Source organism: Enterobacter sp. JBIWA005, assembly GCF_019968805.1.
In the GTDB taxonomy this organism is placed as follows: domain Bacteria; phylum Pseudomonadota; class Gammaproteobacteria; order Enterobacterales; family Enterobacteriaceae; genus Enterobacter; species Enterobacter vonholyi.
The window spans coordinates 2350743-2366514 of sequence record NZ_CP074159.1; the positions used below are offsets into that span (position 1 = coordinate 2350743).

Annotated in this window: 17 protein-coding genes; 12 read left to right on the plus strand and 5 right to left on the minus strand. The window is 58.7% G+C overall.

Features of this window, described 5'->3' with window-relative positions:
• Positions 1–47: 47 nt before the first annotated feature.
• Complete coding sequence (locus KGP22_RS11140; RefSeq protein WP_111963602.1) at positions 48–1259, minus strand: diguanylate phosphodiesterase; 1212 nt, start codon at positions 1257–1259, stop codon at positions 48–50.
• Between the two features lie 95 nt (positions 1260–1354).
• The gene (locus KGP22_RS11145) at positions 1355–2836 is read right to left on the minus strand and encodes an alpha/beta fold hydrolase (protein WP_223578842.1); all 1482 of its coding nucleotides are present in this window, start codon (positions 2834–2836) and stop codon (positions 1355–1357) included.
• Positions 2837–3102: 266 nt separating this feature from the next.
• Between KGP22_RS11145 and KGP22_RS11150 the strand changes: the two genes are divergently transcribed.
• From KGP22_RS11150 to KGP22_RS11180, 7 genes are read left to right on the plus strand one after another with little or no spacing between them, the layout of a single operon-like run.
• Positions 3103–3957 (plus strand): MurR/RpiR family transcriptional regulator, encoded by an 855-nt coding sequence (locus KGP22_RS11150; RefSeq protein ID WP_111963604.1) that lies wholly within the window; start codon positions 3103–3105, stop codon positions 3955–3957.
• A gap of 12 nt (positions 3958–3969) precedes the next feature.
• The gene (gene ddpX, locus KGP22_RS11155; protein ID WP_111963605.1) at positions 3970–4545 is read left to right on the plus strand and encodes a D-alanyl-D-alanine dipeptidase; all 576 of its coding nucleotides are present in this window, start codon (positions 3970–3972) and stop codon (positions 4543–4545) included.
• Between the two features lie 15 nt (positions 4546–4560).
• Positions 4561–6093, plus strand: a complete 1533-nt coding sequence (locus KGP22_RS11160) for an ABC transporter substrate-binding protein (protein WP_223578845.1) — start codon at positions 4561–4563, stop codon at positions 6091–6093.
• Positions 6094–6115: 22 nt separating this feature from the next.
• Positions 6116–7138: an ABC transporter permease gene (locus KGP22_RS11165; RefSeq protein WP_223578848.1), complete on the plus strand. Its 1023-nt coding sequence runs from the start codon at positions 6116–6118 to the stop codon at positions 7136–7138.
• Complete coding sequence (ddpC, locus tag KGP22_RS11170; RefSeq protein ID WP_111963608.1) at positions 7135–8028, plus strand: D,D-dipeptide ABC transporter permease; 894 nt, start codon at positions 7135–7137, stop codon at positions 8026–8028. Before KGP22_RS11165 ends, ddpC begins: the two co-directional genes overlap by 4 nt.
• Positions 8028–9014 carry an ABC transporter ATP-binding protein gene (locus tag KGP22_RS11175; protein ID WP_111963609.1) on the plus strand — a complete coding sequence of 329 codons (987 nt, stop codon included), beginning with the start codon at positions 8028–8030 and terminating at the stop codon, positions 9012–9014. Before ddpC ends, KGP22_RS11175 begins: the two co-directional genes overlap by 1 nt.
• Complete coding sequence (locus KGP22_RS11180; protein WP_111963610.1) at positions 9007–9936, plus strand: ABC transporter ATP-binding protein; 930 nt, start codon at positions 9007–9009, stop codon at positions 9934–9936. The genes KGP22_RS11175 and KGP22_RS11180 overlap by 8 nt, the downstream gene beginning before the upstream one ends.
• Here KGP22_RS11180 and KGP22_RS11185 read toward each other — a convergent pair.
• Complete coding sequence (locus KGP22_RS11185; RefSeq protein WP_111963611.1) at positions 9933–10682, minus strand: SDR family oxidoreductase; 750 nt, start codon at positions 10680–10682, stop codon at positions 9933–9935. The genes KGP22_RS11180 and KGP22_RS11185 overlap by 4 nt on opposite strands.
• Before the next feature lie 115 nt (positions 10683–10797).
• On the opposite strand from KGP22_RS11185, the gene KGP22_RS11190 reads away from it, so the two are divergent.
• The gene (locus KGP22_RS11190; RefSeq protein ID WP_223578851.1) at positions 10798–11703 is read left to right on the plus strand and encodes a LysR family transcriptional regulator; all 906 of its coding nucleotides are present in this window, start codon (positions 10798–10800) and stop codon (positions 11701–11703) included.
• A 23-nt stretch (positions 11704–11726) separates the two neighbouring features.
• On the opposite strand, the gene KGP22_RS11195 is transcribed toward KGP22_RS11190, so the two are convergent.
• Positions 11727–12155 carry an OsmC family protein gene (locus tag KGP22_RS11195; protein ID WP_223578854.1) on the minus strand — a complete coding sequence of 143 codons (429 nt, stop codon included), beginning with the start codon at positions 12153–12155 and terminating at the stop codon, positions 11727–11729.
• A 115-nt stretch (positions 12156–12270) separates the two neighbouring features.
• Here KGP22_RS11195 and KGP22_RS11200 point away from each other — a divergent pair, with 115 nt between their 5' ends.
• A complete protein-coding gene (locus KGP22_RS11200; RefSeq protein WP_111963613.1) occupies positions 12271–13230 on the plus strand; it encodes a hypothetical protein in 960 nt (319 codons plus the stop codon).
• Between the two features lie 19 nt (positions 13231–13249).
• Here the strand turns inward: KGP22_RS11200 and KGP22_RS11205 are convergent, their stop codons facing one another.
• Positions 13250–14125, minus strand: coding sequence for a LysR family transcriptional regulator (locus KGP22_RS11205; protein WP_223578857.1), 876 nt, complete (start codon positions 14123–14125; stop codon positions 13250–13252).
• Between the two features lie 110 nt (positions 14126–14235).
• Here KGP22_RS11205 and KGP22_RS11210 point away from each other — a divergent pair, with 110 nt between their 5' ends.
• The 3 genes from KGP22_RS11210 (at position 14236) to sra (ending at position 15768) form a co-directional block, all read left to right on the plus strand.
• Positions 14236–15087 (plus strand): Vmh family MBL fold metallo-hydrolase, encoded by an 852-nt coding sequence (locus tag KGP22_RS11210; RefSeq protein ID WP_149366961.1) that lies wholly within the window; start codon positions 14236–14238, stop codon positions 15085–15087.
• A gap of 232 nt (positions 15088–15319) precedes the next feature.
• Entirely contained in the window at positions 15320–15535 is a 216-nt protein-coding gene (bdm, locus tag KGP22_RS11215) for a biofilm-dependent modulation protein (protein ID WP_013096534.1), read from the plus strand.
• Positions 15536–15630: 95 nt separating this feature from the next.
• On the plus strand, positions 15631–15768 hold the full coding sequence (gene sra, locus KGP22_RS11220) for a stationary-phase-induced ribosome-associated protein (RefSeq protein ID WP_008501714.1): 138 nt from the start codon (positions 15631–15633) through the stop codon (positions 15766–15768).
• Positions 15769–15772: the final 4 nt, after the last annotated feature.

The window sequence follows — 15772 nt, forward strand, 5'->3', positions numbered from 1 at the left end:
TTAAGCACAGGCCGGGCAAAGGGGAAATAACGGGAGGGAAAATTGGCTTACCGCACCAGATGCGGCCAGTAGATATCGCCCACGCCATTAAGCTGCGGCCGGGCAAACAGGAAGCCCTGGAAACGACGGATACCGGCGGATTCAAGCCAGCACCACTCTTCTATTTTCTCAATGCCTTCAGCTACCAGGGTGATTTCCAGATCGGAGCAACAGCTGATGATGGAGCGCACGATCGCCTGCTTCGGGCCGCTCAGGTGGATGTTGCTGACAATTTCGCGGTCGATTTTAATTTTGTCAGGCTGGAAGCGGGTCAGCAGCGAAAGCCCGGCATAGCCCGAACCAAAATCATCGATCGCCAGGCCAATCCCCTCGCCGCGAAGCTGCTTAATGGCGCTGTTAAACTGGTTGAACCCGGAGATCATCTCGTTTTCAGTGACTTCAATGACCACCTGCTCCGGCTGAAGGCCATGCTTTTTAATCTGATTGACCAGAAATTCCACCGCGCCAGGGACATTAACCAGCGACATGGGAAGCAGGTTTACCGCGATTTTATGGCTGCCAATGCCCAGCTTTTCCGCCAGCGCAAAGGCATACGCTTTTGTCTGGAGATCGACTTCGTAGACGTTGTCCGGGTTAACGGTGCTGAAGAAATGCTCCGGGCTGCCGCCGTCGTTGCCGCGGATAAGCGCCTCAAGGGAGCTGATCTTCCCTTCCGAGGGCTCGACAATAGGCTGCAGCGCAAACTGGCAGGTTTGCCCGACAATCAGGCCCAGATGCTCACCAAAGGGTAACGTTTCGGTCGAGAGCGTCCATTTGTCCGGGGTGTAGCGTGCCCCCGACGGGGCCGGACGTTTACCGGTTATAAAGGTCTGAATAAATTTGAACACCCGATCGTCGGAGGTCAGATAGCTCTCCAGCTTGCTGTAGCGCAGCACCGACTGCAGCACCTCTTTCGGCGACTGCATTTGCAGATCGAACAGCAGCATGCCGACGTTTTCGAAGCGTCTGCGCGGACCATAGTCCCGCAGCAGTTCAACCACCCCGCTGTGCCGCTTGTCCTCACGGATGGTGTGGAACAGTTTGACCACACTCTCTTCCGACCCTTCGAGGATCTGCAGAACGTCGTTCCCTTTAGCAAGGAGGACGCCGGTGATATTCAGTTTTGCATTGCGGCCCCTGGCGCGCTCCACCAGCTCCCGCAGTTCAGTGGTCGGGGGGGATAAATTCAACTGGCTTCGGTAGATCAGAGTCGTCAGCACAAAAATGGGTTCCGATGAGAAAGAGAGGTGCTTTGAAGCTTCTATTTAACATACTTAATCAATGCGACCTAACTTATTCACACCACAAAGGAACGTTACTTTCCCCCGTCGCCAATCCGGCTGTCGATCCTCTCCTGCATATAGTCGTAGAACGGGTTCGAGGTGACCCGCATCAGCGCTTCTTTTCCGACGCTCAACACGGACGTTTCTCCCCAGAGCGCAATTGTCCCGAGGCTGATGCCGTAGCGGTTTTTCACTGCAGGTTCACGACCATAGAGATCGTCATCCGGCGTGAACGGCACCGCAACGTGCGACAGTGAATAGACATCCTGCGGCCAGGACTGCGCAAGCGGCACGACCGTCTCCTGCGTGCTGCCTGCTGGAGTGATTTTCGCCACCGTCGAGAAACTGTGCTCGCCGGCATTGGTGATAATGGTGACACTGTAACGCCTTTGCACAACCGGCAGCAGCGCCGAGGTTGCCGTCCACGACGACGGTTTAAACAGCGGACGGAAGCTGGCTGCCTGATTGATGTCAAACACCACCAGCTCGCTGCCGTTTGCCGGAAGCTGGTCAAACAGGCCGGTCACCACCGCGCGGGTGCTGACCGTAGAATCCATGACCGACTGGAACGCCAGCACCGGCGGCAAATTCGCCAGCCTGTTTTCCCGCGCCTCACGGCCAATCTGCTCCTGCAGGGCCTTCGTCAGCAGCCAAGACTGGCGAGCGGCGTTAACCGGGAAAGAATTGTATTTATACGGGTTATATTCCGGCGCAATATTCAGCCAGGCTGCTTTAGCAAACGCCGGCAGCAGCGCCGGTAACCCGGCGAAACCGGCAAAGCGCGCAAAGGACGTCACGCCGATCATCGGTGAGAGCAGGATCACCTGCTGGGGTTTACGCAGCGCAGAAGTGTCAAGCGCATCGAGGGTATATTTCATCGCCAGCGCCCCGCCGTTGGAGTAGCCCACCAGATGCAAAGGCACAGCCTCACCCGCCAGGCGCGTGGCTTCCCGCACCGCAAGACGCGTCGCCGCCAGCCACATTTCCCAGTCAACGTCCGTCAGCGCACCGGGCGCGGTGCCGTGCCCGGGTAGACGCGGGACCACGGCCACAAAGCCGTGCTGTTGATAGTTCACGGCAAGGCATCGGACGCTGTAAGGCGAATCCGTCAGCCCGTGCAGCAACACCACCGCGCCGCGTGGCTTTCCGGCCGGCATCAGCACAAAGGAGCGGTTGGCATCGGGGGCAAACTGACCGGGCCACACCAGGCTCTGGCGGTAGTAGCGGTTTAACGGGGTTTGTTCCTCGCCCGCTGTTTTCGCCGTCACCGCGTTATCCAGATCGGTGAAAATCGCCTTTTCCCGGGCCTGATACCCGGCAAAGTCGGTGTTGTCCATCTCGCGCGCGGACATCTCATTGGCCCGCCAGGTGTGCCACAGGTGCAGTTCCGGCCCCTGCTGCGAGAGATAGACCCGCACCGCCAGCAGGACGACCAGTACGATCCCCACGACCATTCCTGTTTTCTTTGCAAGCGCGATCAGGCGCACGCTGACTCGCCAGGGCAGATTTGCCATGCCGGGATCCCTTTTATATTCACAGTACATCTATCTTATCAAAAATGTGAACGGACTGACGTATTCACCAAATTCATACCTGCCCGCTCAGCCAGTGCACCAAAAGTGAACTACGCTGCACAAATGTTGATCATTGGTTAACTAAATATTGCATGAAGTTTACTGCGCAGCGGGTTTTCGCCCGCCTGTGAATATGGCACGCGTCATGCATTGTTAACCGGGTAACACAAATTCGACCATTGACAGCCTGTTAACAGCGAGGCGGTATGACGACGAAACCTGAGATGCTGAGCCGTATCGAAGCGACGTTCAGCCAGCTCACGCCCAGCGAAAAGCGGGTCGGAAGCTGGCTGCTGGCGCACGCCGCGCAAATCCCGTTTGAAACGGCGGAAAGTGTGGGTCAGGCGAGCGGGACCAGCGGAATTACCGTCGGACGCTTCCTGCGCAAGCTGGGGTACCGCAACCTGGAAGATGCCAAAAAAAGCCTGCGCGATCCGTATCAGCCCTGGGGCATGAACGAGCGGCTCGACTCCTGGCAGCAGCAGCGCCCTCTTTCCAGCCGCCTTCAGCACGCCCTGTCGCTGGAAGTGGATGCCATCACGCAGGTGTACCAGCTGGCGCAAACGGACGCCTTCCGCCAGGTGGTACACCATCTGGCCCACGCGGACGCGGTCTTTGTGCTGGGGATCCAGTCCACGCGCGGGATCGCCAATGCCTTCTTCAGCCACCTTGAATACCTCCGCCCGCGGGTGAGCTACTCCGAAGGGGCATCCGGCAGCTGGGTGGAATCCCTGAACTCGGGGTTCTCGCACCCTTATGTCGTGCTGACAGATACGCGTACCTACTCCGCAATGGCGCGCCAGTACTGCCGCGTCGCGAGCGAGAAAGGCATTCCGCTGGCCTTAATCACCGACATCTGGTGCCCGTGGGCGCGGGATTACCCGATGGATTTGCTGCAGGTGAAAACCGATACCGGTCATTTCTGGGATTCACTTGCCCCCGTAAGCTGCCTGTTCAACCTGCTGCTGTCGGGCGTGGTGGAAGCGCTGGGTGATGCGCTTCCGGCTCGTCTGGCGGTAAACCGACAATTACAACAAGAGTTTGGTCAATTCGAACGCTAAAGGAGCGGAGCTATGCCCGTAGAGAGTGAACTGATTGATGTGGCGAAGACGTTCCCCACGCTGCATATCGATCTGAAATACGCCACCGCCGACAACATCACCGGCCGTCCGATCTATCAGGAGGCGCTGTGCCTGCTGCATACCGATGCCGCTACCGCGCTGGCAAAAGCCATCAGCATTGCCACGCTGGCCGGGCTGAAGCTGGTGGTCTACGACGCCTATCGGCCGCAGCAGGCGCAGGCTCAGCTGTGGGAGGCCTGCCCCAACCCGGAATACGTGGTCGACGTGGCGATTGGCTCCAACCACAGCCGCGGCACGGCCATCGACGTCACCCTGATGGACGAACATAACGCCGTGCTGGATATGGGCGCCGGTTTTGACGAAATGCATGACCGATCGCATCCGTATCACCCCTCCGTACCGCCGCACGCCCAGCGTAACCGTCTGCTGCTGAACGCCATCATGTTTGGCGGCGGTTTTGTGGGTATCAGCAGCGAATGGTGGCACTTCGAACTGCCGAACGCCGCCAGCTACCCGCTGCTTGACGACCGTTTTGCCTGTTTTCCCCTGACGCACACATCTCTTTGAACCTGGAGCACTGCCATGAAAACATCGCTTCTCTCGACCATCATTGCCGCCACGCTGGCCCTGAGCGCACCGCTGGCGCTGGCCGCCGTCCCGAAAGACATGCTGGCGATCGGTAAAGCCGCCGACCCGCAAACGCTCGATCCGGCCATCACCATTGATAACAACGACTGGACCGTCACCTATCCGTCCTACCAGCGTCTGGTCAAGTACAAGCCTGGCTCTACCGAGGTAGAAGGCGATCTGTCGACGGGCTGGAAAGCTTCCGACGACCAGAAAGAGTGGACCTTCACCCTGGCGGATAACGCCAAATTCTCCGACGGCACGCCGGTTACCGCCGAGGCGGTCAAACTCTCCTTTGAGCGCCTGCTGAAGCTCAGCCAGGGGCCGTCTGAGGCCTTCCCGAAAGATCTGAAAATAGATGCCGTTGATGACCATACGGTGAAGTTCACCCTCAGCCAGCCGTTCGCGCCTTTCCTCTACACCCTGGCAAACGACGGGGCGTCCATCATTAACCCGGCGGTGCTGAAGGCCAATGCCGCAGACGATGCGCGCGGTTTTCTGGCGCAAAACACCGCCGGTTCCGGGCCGTTTATGCTGAAAAGCTGGCAGAAAGGCCAGCAGCTGATCCTGGTCCCTAACCCCCACTGGCAGGGTGAAAAGCCGCACTTTAAGCGCGTCTCGGTAAAAATTATCGGTGAGAGCGCGTCGCGCCGTCTGCAGCTTTCCCGCGGCGATCTGGACATTGCCGACTCCCTGCCGGTCGATCAGCTGGCGGCCCTGAAGCAGGAAGGCAAAGTCGCCGTCGCCGAATACCCGTCCCTGCGCGTGACCTACCTCTACCTCAACAACAGCAAAGCGCCGCTCAATCAGGTGGATTTACGCCGCGCGGTCTCCTGGGCGACGGACTATCAGGGGATGGTGAAAGGCATTCTGAGCGGCAACGGCAAGCAAATGCGCGGCCCGATCCCGGAAGGCATGTGGGGTTTTGACGCCGCGGCTATGCAGTACAGCCTCGACGAGGCCAAAGCTAAAGCAGCCCTGGAGAAGGTCAAAGACAAGCCCGCCAGCCTGACCTTCCTCTACTCGGACAACGATCCAAACTGGGAGCCTATCGCCCTCTCAACCCAGGCCAGCCTTGGCAAGATCGGCATTAACGTCAAGCTGGAGAAACTGGCCAACGCCACCATGCGCGACCGCGTCGGCAAAGGCGATTACGACATCGCCATCGGCAACTGGAGCCCGGACTTTGCCGACCCGTATATGTTCATGAACTACTGGTTCGAATCGGATAAAAAAGGGCTGCCGGGCAACCGCTCGTTCTATGAGAACAAAGAGGTCGATTCCCTGCTGCAGGCCGCGCTGAAAACCACCGACCAGGCGGAACGCACCAAAGATTACCAGCAGGCGCAAAAGGTGGTTATCGACGAAGCGGCCTACGTTTATCTGTTCCAGAAGAACTACCAGCTGGCGATGAACAAAGAGGTCAAAGGCTTCACCTTTAATCCGATGCTCGAGCAGGTGTTCAACATCGCCACCATGAGCAAGTAACCGTTTCGCCGGGGGAAAGCGTATGACGTTCTGGAGCATAGTGCGCCAGCGCTGCTGGGGGTTACTCCTGGTGGTGGCCGGTGTCTGTATTATCACCTTTATTATTTCGCACCTGATCCCCGGCGATCCGGCCCGTCTGCTGGCCGGCGATCGCGCCAGCGACGACATCGTGCAGAACATCCGCCAGCAGTTAGGGCTGGACCAGCCCCTGTACGTTCAGTTTGGCCGCTACGTGGACGCCCTGGCCCACGGCGATTTAGGCACGTCCATCCGTACCGGTCGTCCGGTTGCGGAAGACCTGAAGGCCTTTTTCCCCGCCACGCTGGAGCTGGCCTTTTGTTCTCTGCTGCTGGCGCTGGTCATCGGCGTGCCGCTGGGGATTTTGTCGGCGGTCTACCGCAACCGCTGGCAGGATCACCTGGTGCGTTTAATGGCGATGACTGGCATCTCCACCCCGGCCTTCTGGCTTGGGCTGGGCGTCATCGTGCTGTTCTACGGGCACCTGCAAATCCTGCCGGGCGGCGGGAGGCTGGACGACTGGCTCGATCCACCGACGCACGTCACCGGCTTTTATCTGCTGGACGCGCTCCTTGAGGGCAACGGCGAGGTCTTTTTCAATGCGCTGCAGCACCTGATTTTACCCTCGCTGACGCTGGCGTTTGTCCACCTGGGCATCGTCGCACGCCAGGTCCGTTCGGCGATGCTGGAGCAGCTTAGCGAGGACTACATTCGCACGGCCCGCGCCAGCGGCCTGCCCGGCTGGTATATCGTCCTGCGCTACGCCCTGCCGAATGCGATGATCCCGTCGATTACCGTGCTCGGGCTGGCGCTGGGGGATCTGCTGTACGGCGCCGTGCTGACCGAAACCGTCTTTGCCTGGCCGGGCATGGGCGCCTGGGTGGTGACGTCCATTCAGGCGCTCGATTTCCCTGCCGTGATGGGCTTTGCCGTCGTTGTTTCGCTGGCCTACGTGCTGGTTAATCTGGTGGTCGATCTGCTTTACCTGTGGATTGACCCGCGAATCGGGCGCGGAGGTGCCGAATGATGTTAACGCAGGAAACGCCCGTCCCGGTTAAAACCGCCAGACAACGCATCAACTGGGCAAAGCTGTTCTGGATGCTGCGTCAAAGCCCGCTCACGATCGTTGGCGGCGTCATTATGCTGGTGATGCTTTTCATTATGGTGGCCGCGCCGTGGATAGTGCCGCACGACCCGAACGCGCTGGATCTGACCGCCCGCCTGCAGGCGCCGTCCGCGCAGCACTGGTTTGGTACCGACGAGGTGGGCCGCGATCTGTTCAGCCGCGTGCTGGCGGGCAGCCAGCAGTCCATTACCGCCGGGCTGGCGGTGGTGATGATTGCGGGCGGCATCGGCTCGCTGCTGGGCTGTCTGTCCGGCGTGTTGGGCGGACGCGGCGACGCCGTCATCATGCGGGTAATGGACATTATGCTCTCCATTCCTTCCCTGGTGCTGACCATGGCGCTGGCCGCCGCGCTGGGGCCGAGCCTGTTTAACGCCATGCTGGCAATTGCGATTGTCCGCATTCCGTTCTACGTCCGCCTGGCGCGCGGCCAAACTCTGGTGGTGCGCCAGTTTACCTACGTGCAGGCCGCCCGCACCTTTGGCGCCTCCCGCTGGCATTTGATCCGCTGGCATATCCTGCGCAACGCCCTGCCGCCGCTGATCGTGCAGGCGTCGCTGGACATCGGCAGCGCCATCCTGATGGCCGCCACGCTGGGGTTTATTGGCCTGGGGGCGCAGCAGCCGACCGCCGAATGGGGCGCGATGGTGGCCGTCGGCCGTAACTACGTTCTGGACCAGTGGTGGTACTGCGCCTTTCCCGGTGCGGCGATTTTGATAACCGCCGTGGGCTTTAACCTGTTTGGAGACGGTATTCGCGATCTGCTGGATCCGAAGTCAGGAGGGAAACAGTGATGACCGACCCGGTACTCAAGATTGAAGACCTGCACCTGAGCTTCCCGATTTTTCGCGGCGAGGTCCACGCGCTTAACCACGTCTCGCTGGAGATCGGCAGGGGTGAAATTGTCGGCGTGGTGGGCGAATCCGGTTCCGGTAAATCGGTGACCGCCATGCTCGCCATGCGTCTGCTGCCGGAAGGCAGCTACCGCATTCATCACGGCCAGGTGAAATTACTCGGCGAAAACGTCCTGACGGCGTCCGAGAAACAGCTTCGCCAGTGGCGCGGCGCAAAGGTGGCGATGATTTTTCAGGAGCCCATGACCGCCCTTAACCCGACGCGGCGGATTGGCAAACAGATGGTGGAGGTAATTCGCCAGCATCAACCGCTTTCACGGCGCGAGGCGCAGCAGAAGGCGATTACCCTGCTGGAAGAGATGCAAATACCCGACGCGAAGCAGGTCATGGCGCGCTATCCGTTTGAACTGTCCGGCGGCATGCGCCAGCGGGTGATGATCGCCCTTGCCTTCTCCTGCGAGCCGGAGCTGATTATCGCCGACGAACCGACCACCGCGCTGGACGTCACCGTCCAGCTGCAGGTGCTGCGCCTGCTGAAGCACAAGGCGCGGGCCAGCGGCACCTCGGTGCTGTTTATCAGCCACGATATGGCCGTGGTGTCGCAGCTCTGCGACAGGATGTACGTGATGTATGCGGGCAGCGTGATTGAGAGCGGTGCCACGCAAACGCTGATCCACCAGCCTGTGCATCCCTATTCCATTGGCCTGCTGCAGTGCGCGCCGGAAAACGGCCAGCCGCGCGCCCCGCTTCCCGCCATCCCCGGCACGGTCCCCAACCTCAGCCAGCTTCCGCCGGGATGCGCGTTCCGCGAGCGCTGCTTTGCCGCCGGGGCGAAATGCAGCGAAACGCCGCGCTTACAGCCCAATGGGGCAGAAGGCCAACAGGCCGCCTGCTGGTATCCACAACGGGAGAAACACCATGTCTGATGTACTGCTGGAACTGGATAGCGTGCACGTCAATTTTGCAGCGCGTAAAAACTGGCTGGGCCGCGTGACGGAAAAGGTCCATGCGCTTAACGGGCTCGACCTTGAGATCCGTCGGGGAGAAACGCTCGGTATCGTCGGGGAATCGGGCTGCGGGAAAAGCACGCTGGCCCAGCTGCTGATGGGCATGCTTAAGCCCAGCACCGGCGCCTGCCAGCGGTCGCACCATGCGGGCGGCATGCAGATGGTGTTTCAGGATCCGCTCTCCTCGCTCGACCCGCGCCTGCCGGTCTGGCGCATCATCACCGAGCCGGTTTGGGTACAAAAGCGCAGCAGCGAGCGCGACCGCCGTCAGCTGGCTGAAAACCTGGCGCTGCAGGTGGGCATTCGCCCGGAGTATCTCGACCGGCTTCCGCACGCCTTCTCCGGCGGGCAGCGTCAGCGCATTGCCATCGCCCGGGCGCTCTCGTCCGATCCGGATATCATCGTGCTTGATGAACCCACCAGCGCGCTGGACATCTCCGTGCAGGCGCAGATCCTCAACCTGCTGGTGACCCTGCAGCAGCAGCGTAATCTGACCTACGTGTTGATCTCGCATAACGTCTCGGTGGTCCGGCACATGAGCGACCGCGTGGCGGTGATGTACCTTGGGCAGATTGTGGAGCTGGGCAGCGCCGCTCAGGTGCTTGGGGAGCCGCGCCATCCTTACACCCGTCTGCTGCTCGATTCGGTTCCCCGCACCGGTGAACCGCTGGATGAAACGCTGGCCTTACGCAAAACGGAGCTTCCCGGCAACCGTCATCTGCCCGAAGGCTGTTTTTTCCGTGACCGATGCCCGATGGCCGCGCAGGGGTGCGAACGTCCTCAGCCGTTACAGCCCTCTCGCGAGGGCCGTGACGTCCGCTGCTGGCGCAGTCTGGGTTAAATTTGCGCCATCCCACCGTCCACGAACAGCTCGGTGGCGTTAATAAAGCTGGCCGCGTCGGAGGCCAGAAACGCCACCGCTTTCCCCACCTCGCCCGGCGCGCCTAAACGGCCCAGCGGCACCTGAGCGGCCAGCGCGTCGTACAGCCCCTGACGGTGTTCTTCCGGCACCAGATCGCCGAGGCCAGGGGTTTTGATCGGGCCCGGGCTGACCACGTTGACCCGGATCCCACGGCCCTGCAAATCCAGCGCCCAGGAGCGGGCAAAGTTGCGCACGGCGGCCTTGCTGGCGCTGTAGACGCTAAAGTTTGCCGTCCCCTTAATGGACACCGTCGAACCGGTCAGAATAATCGACGATCCGGCGGAGAGCAGAGGCAACGCCTTCTGCACCGTAAACAGCACCCCGCGGACGTTGGTGCCAAAAATCCGGTCAAACTGCTCTTCGGTGATCGCGCCCAGCGGCAGCATATCGCCGCCACCGGCATTGGCGAACAGAATATCGAGGCGGCCCTCTTCTTTGGCTATCCGTGCATAGACCTCGTCCAGATCCGCCAGTTTTGACACGTCCGCGCGAATGCCCACTGCCGTTGAAGCAATTTCTGCGACCGCCGCGTCAAGCTCGGCCTGACGACGTCCGGTGATGTACACCTTCGCGCCCTGTGCCGCCAGCTCCTGGGCCGCGGCAAGACCGATGCCGGTGCTGCCGCCGGTGACCAGTGCAATTTTTCCTGAAAGAGTCGTGTTCATGTCATTTACCTTTTATTGGGTTTGCGTTGGACAAACTTTAGCCCTTGCAGGATTAGTGAAAAACCGGCAAAAATGAAAATGACTATTCACAAACAGAAATAATCAGGGGAGCCTAATGGACCAGCTAATGGCGATGCGCGCTTTTACCCGGGTGGTGGAAACCGGCAGCTTTACCCGCGCGGCGGACTCGCTGAATATGCCGATCGCCACCCTGAGCAAGCTGGTCAAATCGCTTGAGGCGCACCTGGATATACGCCTTCTGCACCGCACCACTCGACGGGTGGTCGCGACGCCGGAAGGGATGGAATACTATGAAAAAGCGCTCAGGGTCTTGATAGATATCGAAGATATCGACACCGCGTTTCGCGTTTCCCGCGCGACGCCCAAAGGGCATTTGCGGGTTGACGTGGGCGGCTCCACCGCTCGGGACGTGCTTATCCCCCTGCTGCCGGATTTTATGCGGCGCTACCCGGAAATCCGCATCGACCTTGGGGTAGCCGATCGTCCGGTGGATCTCATCAGCGGTAACGTTGACTGCGTCATCCGCGGCGGGCCGCTGAACGACTCTACCCTCATCGCCCGCCATATTGGCAACGCCGAAATGGTCACCTGCGCGACGCCGGGTTACCTGAAAAACCATGGCGTTCCGGCCTATCCGCAGGAGCTGTGCAACGGCCACAAGCTGATCAGCTACCTTTCGCCCGTCACCCGGCGGGCATTTCCGTTTCGCTTCAGAAAGAACGGCGAGGCGCTGGAAATCAATGTTCCGCACTATCTCGGCGTCAATGAAAGTAATGCCCATCTGGCGGCTGCCGCAGCGGGATTGGGGATCGTTCAAACCTTTGAGTATTCGGCAAAGTCGTATTTGCAGGCGGGAACGCTGACGGCGATCCTGGGCGACTGGCGCCCTGCCGCCTATCCGTTTCATGTGGTTTACCCGCAGAACCGGCATCTGACGCACCGTCTTAAGGTGTTTATTGCGTGGCTGGCGGAGGTGTTCCCCGCCGCGCTGAAGGGGTAGCCGGGCGCGAACCCGGCTGGGGCTTAGTTAAGCTTATAGTCCAGGGTAATCTCGGCTTTCAGGAGCTGCGATACCGGACAGCCCGCTTTTGCTTTCTGAATAATGCCATCGAACTGCTTGGGGGCGATGCCTGGAACGGTGACCTTGCTTTTCAGGGCAACCTTTGTGATGGCAAAGCCGCCGTCGGTTTTATCCAGAGAGACGTCCGCCGTGGTATCAATAGAGTCAGCGGTATAGCCCGCTTCACCGAGCATCAGCGACAGCGCCATCGAAAAACAGGCCGCATGTGCCGCGCCAATCAGCTCTTCGGGGTTGGTCCCCTTTTCACCCTCAAAGCGGGTATTGAAACCATAAGGCTGCTGATTGAGAACGCCGCTCTCGGTGGAAACCGTCCCTTTACCGCGCTTAATGTCGCCAGACCAGTGTGCCGAACCGTGCTTATGAATAGTCATTCTTGCTCTCCTTTTGGCTTACAAAGGGTTAAGTATAGACTACGCATCTGACCCACTCTGGAACACAGACAATTCCAGGACTTTCACCTGCTGAACCGACAAAAAGGATAATGATATGGCGCTAAAAATCAGCATGGCCGTTGCCCTGACCACACTGGCGGTATCGCTGTCTTCACTGGCGAAAACGCCGGAGAATTTTATCTACACCAGCTCCGGCGAGCTCGACGCGGTGTTTCCGCTCGTTGCGCGAAGCGATGTCGGCGGGGTGCAGATCGTTTACAACTGGCGCTTGCTGGAGCCCGGCAAAGACAACTATGACTTCTCGCGGATAGAGCAGGATCTGGCGCGCGTTAAGGCCGCCGGAAAAAAACTCTTTATTCAAATCCAGGATCGTTTCTTTGAGGCGGACGCCCGCTACGTGCCGGACTATCTGATGCACGATAAGCAATACGGAGGCGGGATTGCGCCGCAGTTCGATAACCCCGGAGAAGGCAAGCCTGTCGGTTCAGGATGGGTGGCGCGTCAGTGGGATCCCGCCGTGCGCCTGCGCTACCAGGCTTTGCTGGCCGCCCTCGCGAAACGCTTTGATGGCGAGGTGTATGGCGTAAACCTGCCCGAAACCGCCATCGATCTCGACGAAAAAAATCCGCCCGCCGGGTTTACCTGCGACAGCTATTTCGCTGGAGAAATGGAAAATCTGGCCTTTGCGCGAAAGGCTTTTAAGAAATCACACGTGGTGCAATACGTGAACTTCTGGCCGTGCGAGTGGGATAATGACCACAACTACATGGGGCGTCTGTTTACGTATGCCAGCGCCAATAATGTCGGTCTGGGTGGGCCGGATATTGTCCCCAATCGCAAGGCACACATGAAGAATGCCTATCCCTTCTTCCATAAAAATAAACAGACGCTGCCGCTCATCGCCATGGCGGTTCAGGAACCGACCCTGACCTATAAAAATCCTGAGACCGGCAAGCCCTTCACCAAAGCAGAATTTGATCGGTTCGCGGAAAATTATCTCGGGGCGGATATTATTTTCTGGAGCACATCCTCTCCCTGGCTAAAGGCAAAATAATCACCCGTCAACCCTGCTCTTAAGCCAGGTAGCGGGCCAGTTCGTCGAGGAACACGCGCAGCGCGGCAGGCTGGTATTCCCGTGACTGATAAATGCCATGGATGGCAAGCGGTTTCGGCTCCAGAGCCTCCAGTACCGACACCAGCAATCCCTGATCCAGCGCGGCACGCGCCTCGCGCTCCGGCAGCATGGCAATACCACAGTGCTTGATAGCCGCGTCCATCAACAGCGAAGAGATGCTGGCGCTCAGGTTGCCGCTGACTGCCACGCTCAGGCTTTCTCCTTCCGGCGTCAGGAAGTGCCAGGACTGCCCGGCAAAAAAGCTGTAATGCAGGCAGTTATGCCGGGCTAATTCTTCGGGGCTGACGGGGATACCGTGTTGTGTCAGATACTCCGGCGAGGCGCAAAGCACCGAGCGGCACTCCCCCAGCCGGCGGGCAATCATGCCGGGTTCAGGGTTATCGGTAATACGTACGGCGACATCAATGCGCTCTCCCACCAGGCTAACCGGGTGGTTATTCACGTCCAGCTCGATGCGCAGCTGCGGGTAGCGCGCGAGCAGACCGGGCAGCACCGGCGCAATCAGATGCATGGCGGTAAAGTGCGCGCATGCCACCCGCAGGGTGCCGGACGGCAGATCTTTTTCAGACTGGCCTTCAATTTCCTGAGAGATCTGCGAGAGGGTCCGCGTTTTTTGCAGCACCTTTTCGCCTGCTGCGGTCAGCGTCAGCTTGCGCGTGGAGCGGTTTACCAGCCGCGTGCCCGCCCACTTCTCCATTTGTTCAAGGTACCGGCTGACCATCGGTCGGGAAATACCCAGCGCGCGGGCTGCAGCGCTCAAACTCCCCAGCTCGCATATCCGGTTGTAAACCTGAGCGGCAATAACGCGATCCATATAAGCTCCATTTGCTCGATTTATGAAACTAAGCATGTCTTGTTTCAGGAATTCTGGCAAATGCGAATTTCCGTACAATAGAGACATTCCTGAACAACAGAGACAACAGCATGAAATTAACTCACCTTGCCCTGCTTTCCACCCTTTTCACACCCGCTGTTTTTGCCGCGCCGTTGACCATTGACACCTATAACCCGCAGGAGAAAGGCATTTTCGCTGTCTCCTCCACCCTGGTTTCCGGCCCGAAAGAAGCCGTACTGTTTGACGCGCAGTTCAGCGTGAAGGATGGCGAAGCGCTGGTAGAGAAAATTCGCCGCAGCGGTAAAACCCTGAATAAGATTGTGATCACCTCCGGCGATCCGGATTTCTATTTTGGCCTGCAGCCGCTGGTTAAAGCCTTCCCGAACGCCAAAGTCGTGGCCACGCAGCACGTGGTTGACCACATCAAGGCCACCAAAGACGCCAAGCTCGCCTTCTGGGGTCCACAAATGAAAGACGGCGCACCGACCGAGCTGGTCGTCCCACAGGTGCTCGCCTCCACCACGTTTATGGTTGACGGTGAGAAAATCGACATCGAACAGCCTGACTGCTACGCGGCCTATGTGTGGATCCCGTCAGCGAAAACCATCCTCGGCGGCACCGGGGTAGCCTGGGGGATTCACGTCTGGACGGCAGACACCCAGACGGCGGAAAGCCGTAAGCAGTGGCAGGAAACGCTGGTGAACATGGCGGCGCATAAACCCGAGCGCGTGATTCCGGGTCACTATCTGGGTACCCCGCCAGCCGGGACAGGGGCGATTGATTTTACCCGCGACTATCTGCAGCATTTTGAACAGGCGTTATCGGCACATAAAGATTCTGCGGGCGTCATCAGCACCCTGAAAAAACAGTATCCAAACCTGGCCGAAGAGAGCTCGCTGGAATTAAGCGCTAAGGTGAATACCGGCGAAATGAAGTGGTAATTTAAATTCTGCTCCTGCTATATTTTCGTGATAGCAGGAGCACCGTTATAATATCCTCTCAACAGCACTTCGATTAACCCCCACATTTCAAAACCGCATAAAAGCATGCACTTATGTCATTTTTATTTCTAAGATGAATCTGAACCACAACCGGGAAAATATTTGCCATTCTGTTTATGAATTAAATTTTTTGCGAGCCGTACCATTAAACAGAAAACGACACGGAGGCAGCATGTTTACTTATTACCCGGCCAATACCGCAGCAGCACAACCTGAACTCGTTAACGCGATTGCGCAGGGTCTTCACGCCGAGCACGGTGCTGTGACTGAAGATGACATTTTGATGGAACTGACCAAGTGGGTGGAATCCACAGATAATGACATCCTCAGTGACATCTACCAGCAGACCATTAACTACGTCGTCAGCGGGCAAAACGCACCCTTGTAAAAACCTGCTAAGCTGGATCTGCAACCTAAGGGGTTACATTTCGTTTGCGTAAGCAAACTGGTCCTTAAAACTATCAACAGGATTGAGGAGTTAACATGAAATCGAACCGTCAGGCACGCCATATTCTGGGACTGAACTACAAGCTTTCGAATCAGCGTAAAGTGGTGATTGAAGGCGACCACGAAACGCAAGTCACGCACGCCACCGGCAGAAAACGCCACGCCGGCAAGTAAGTTC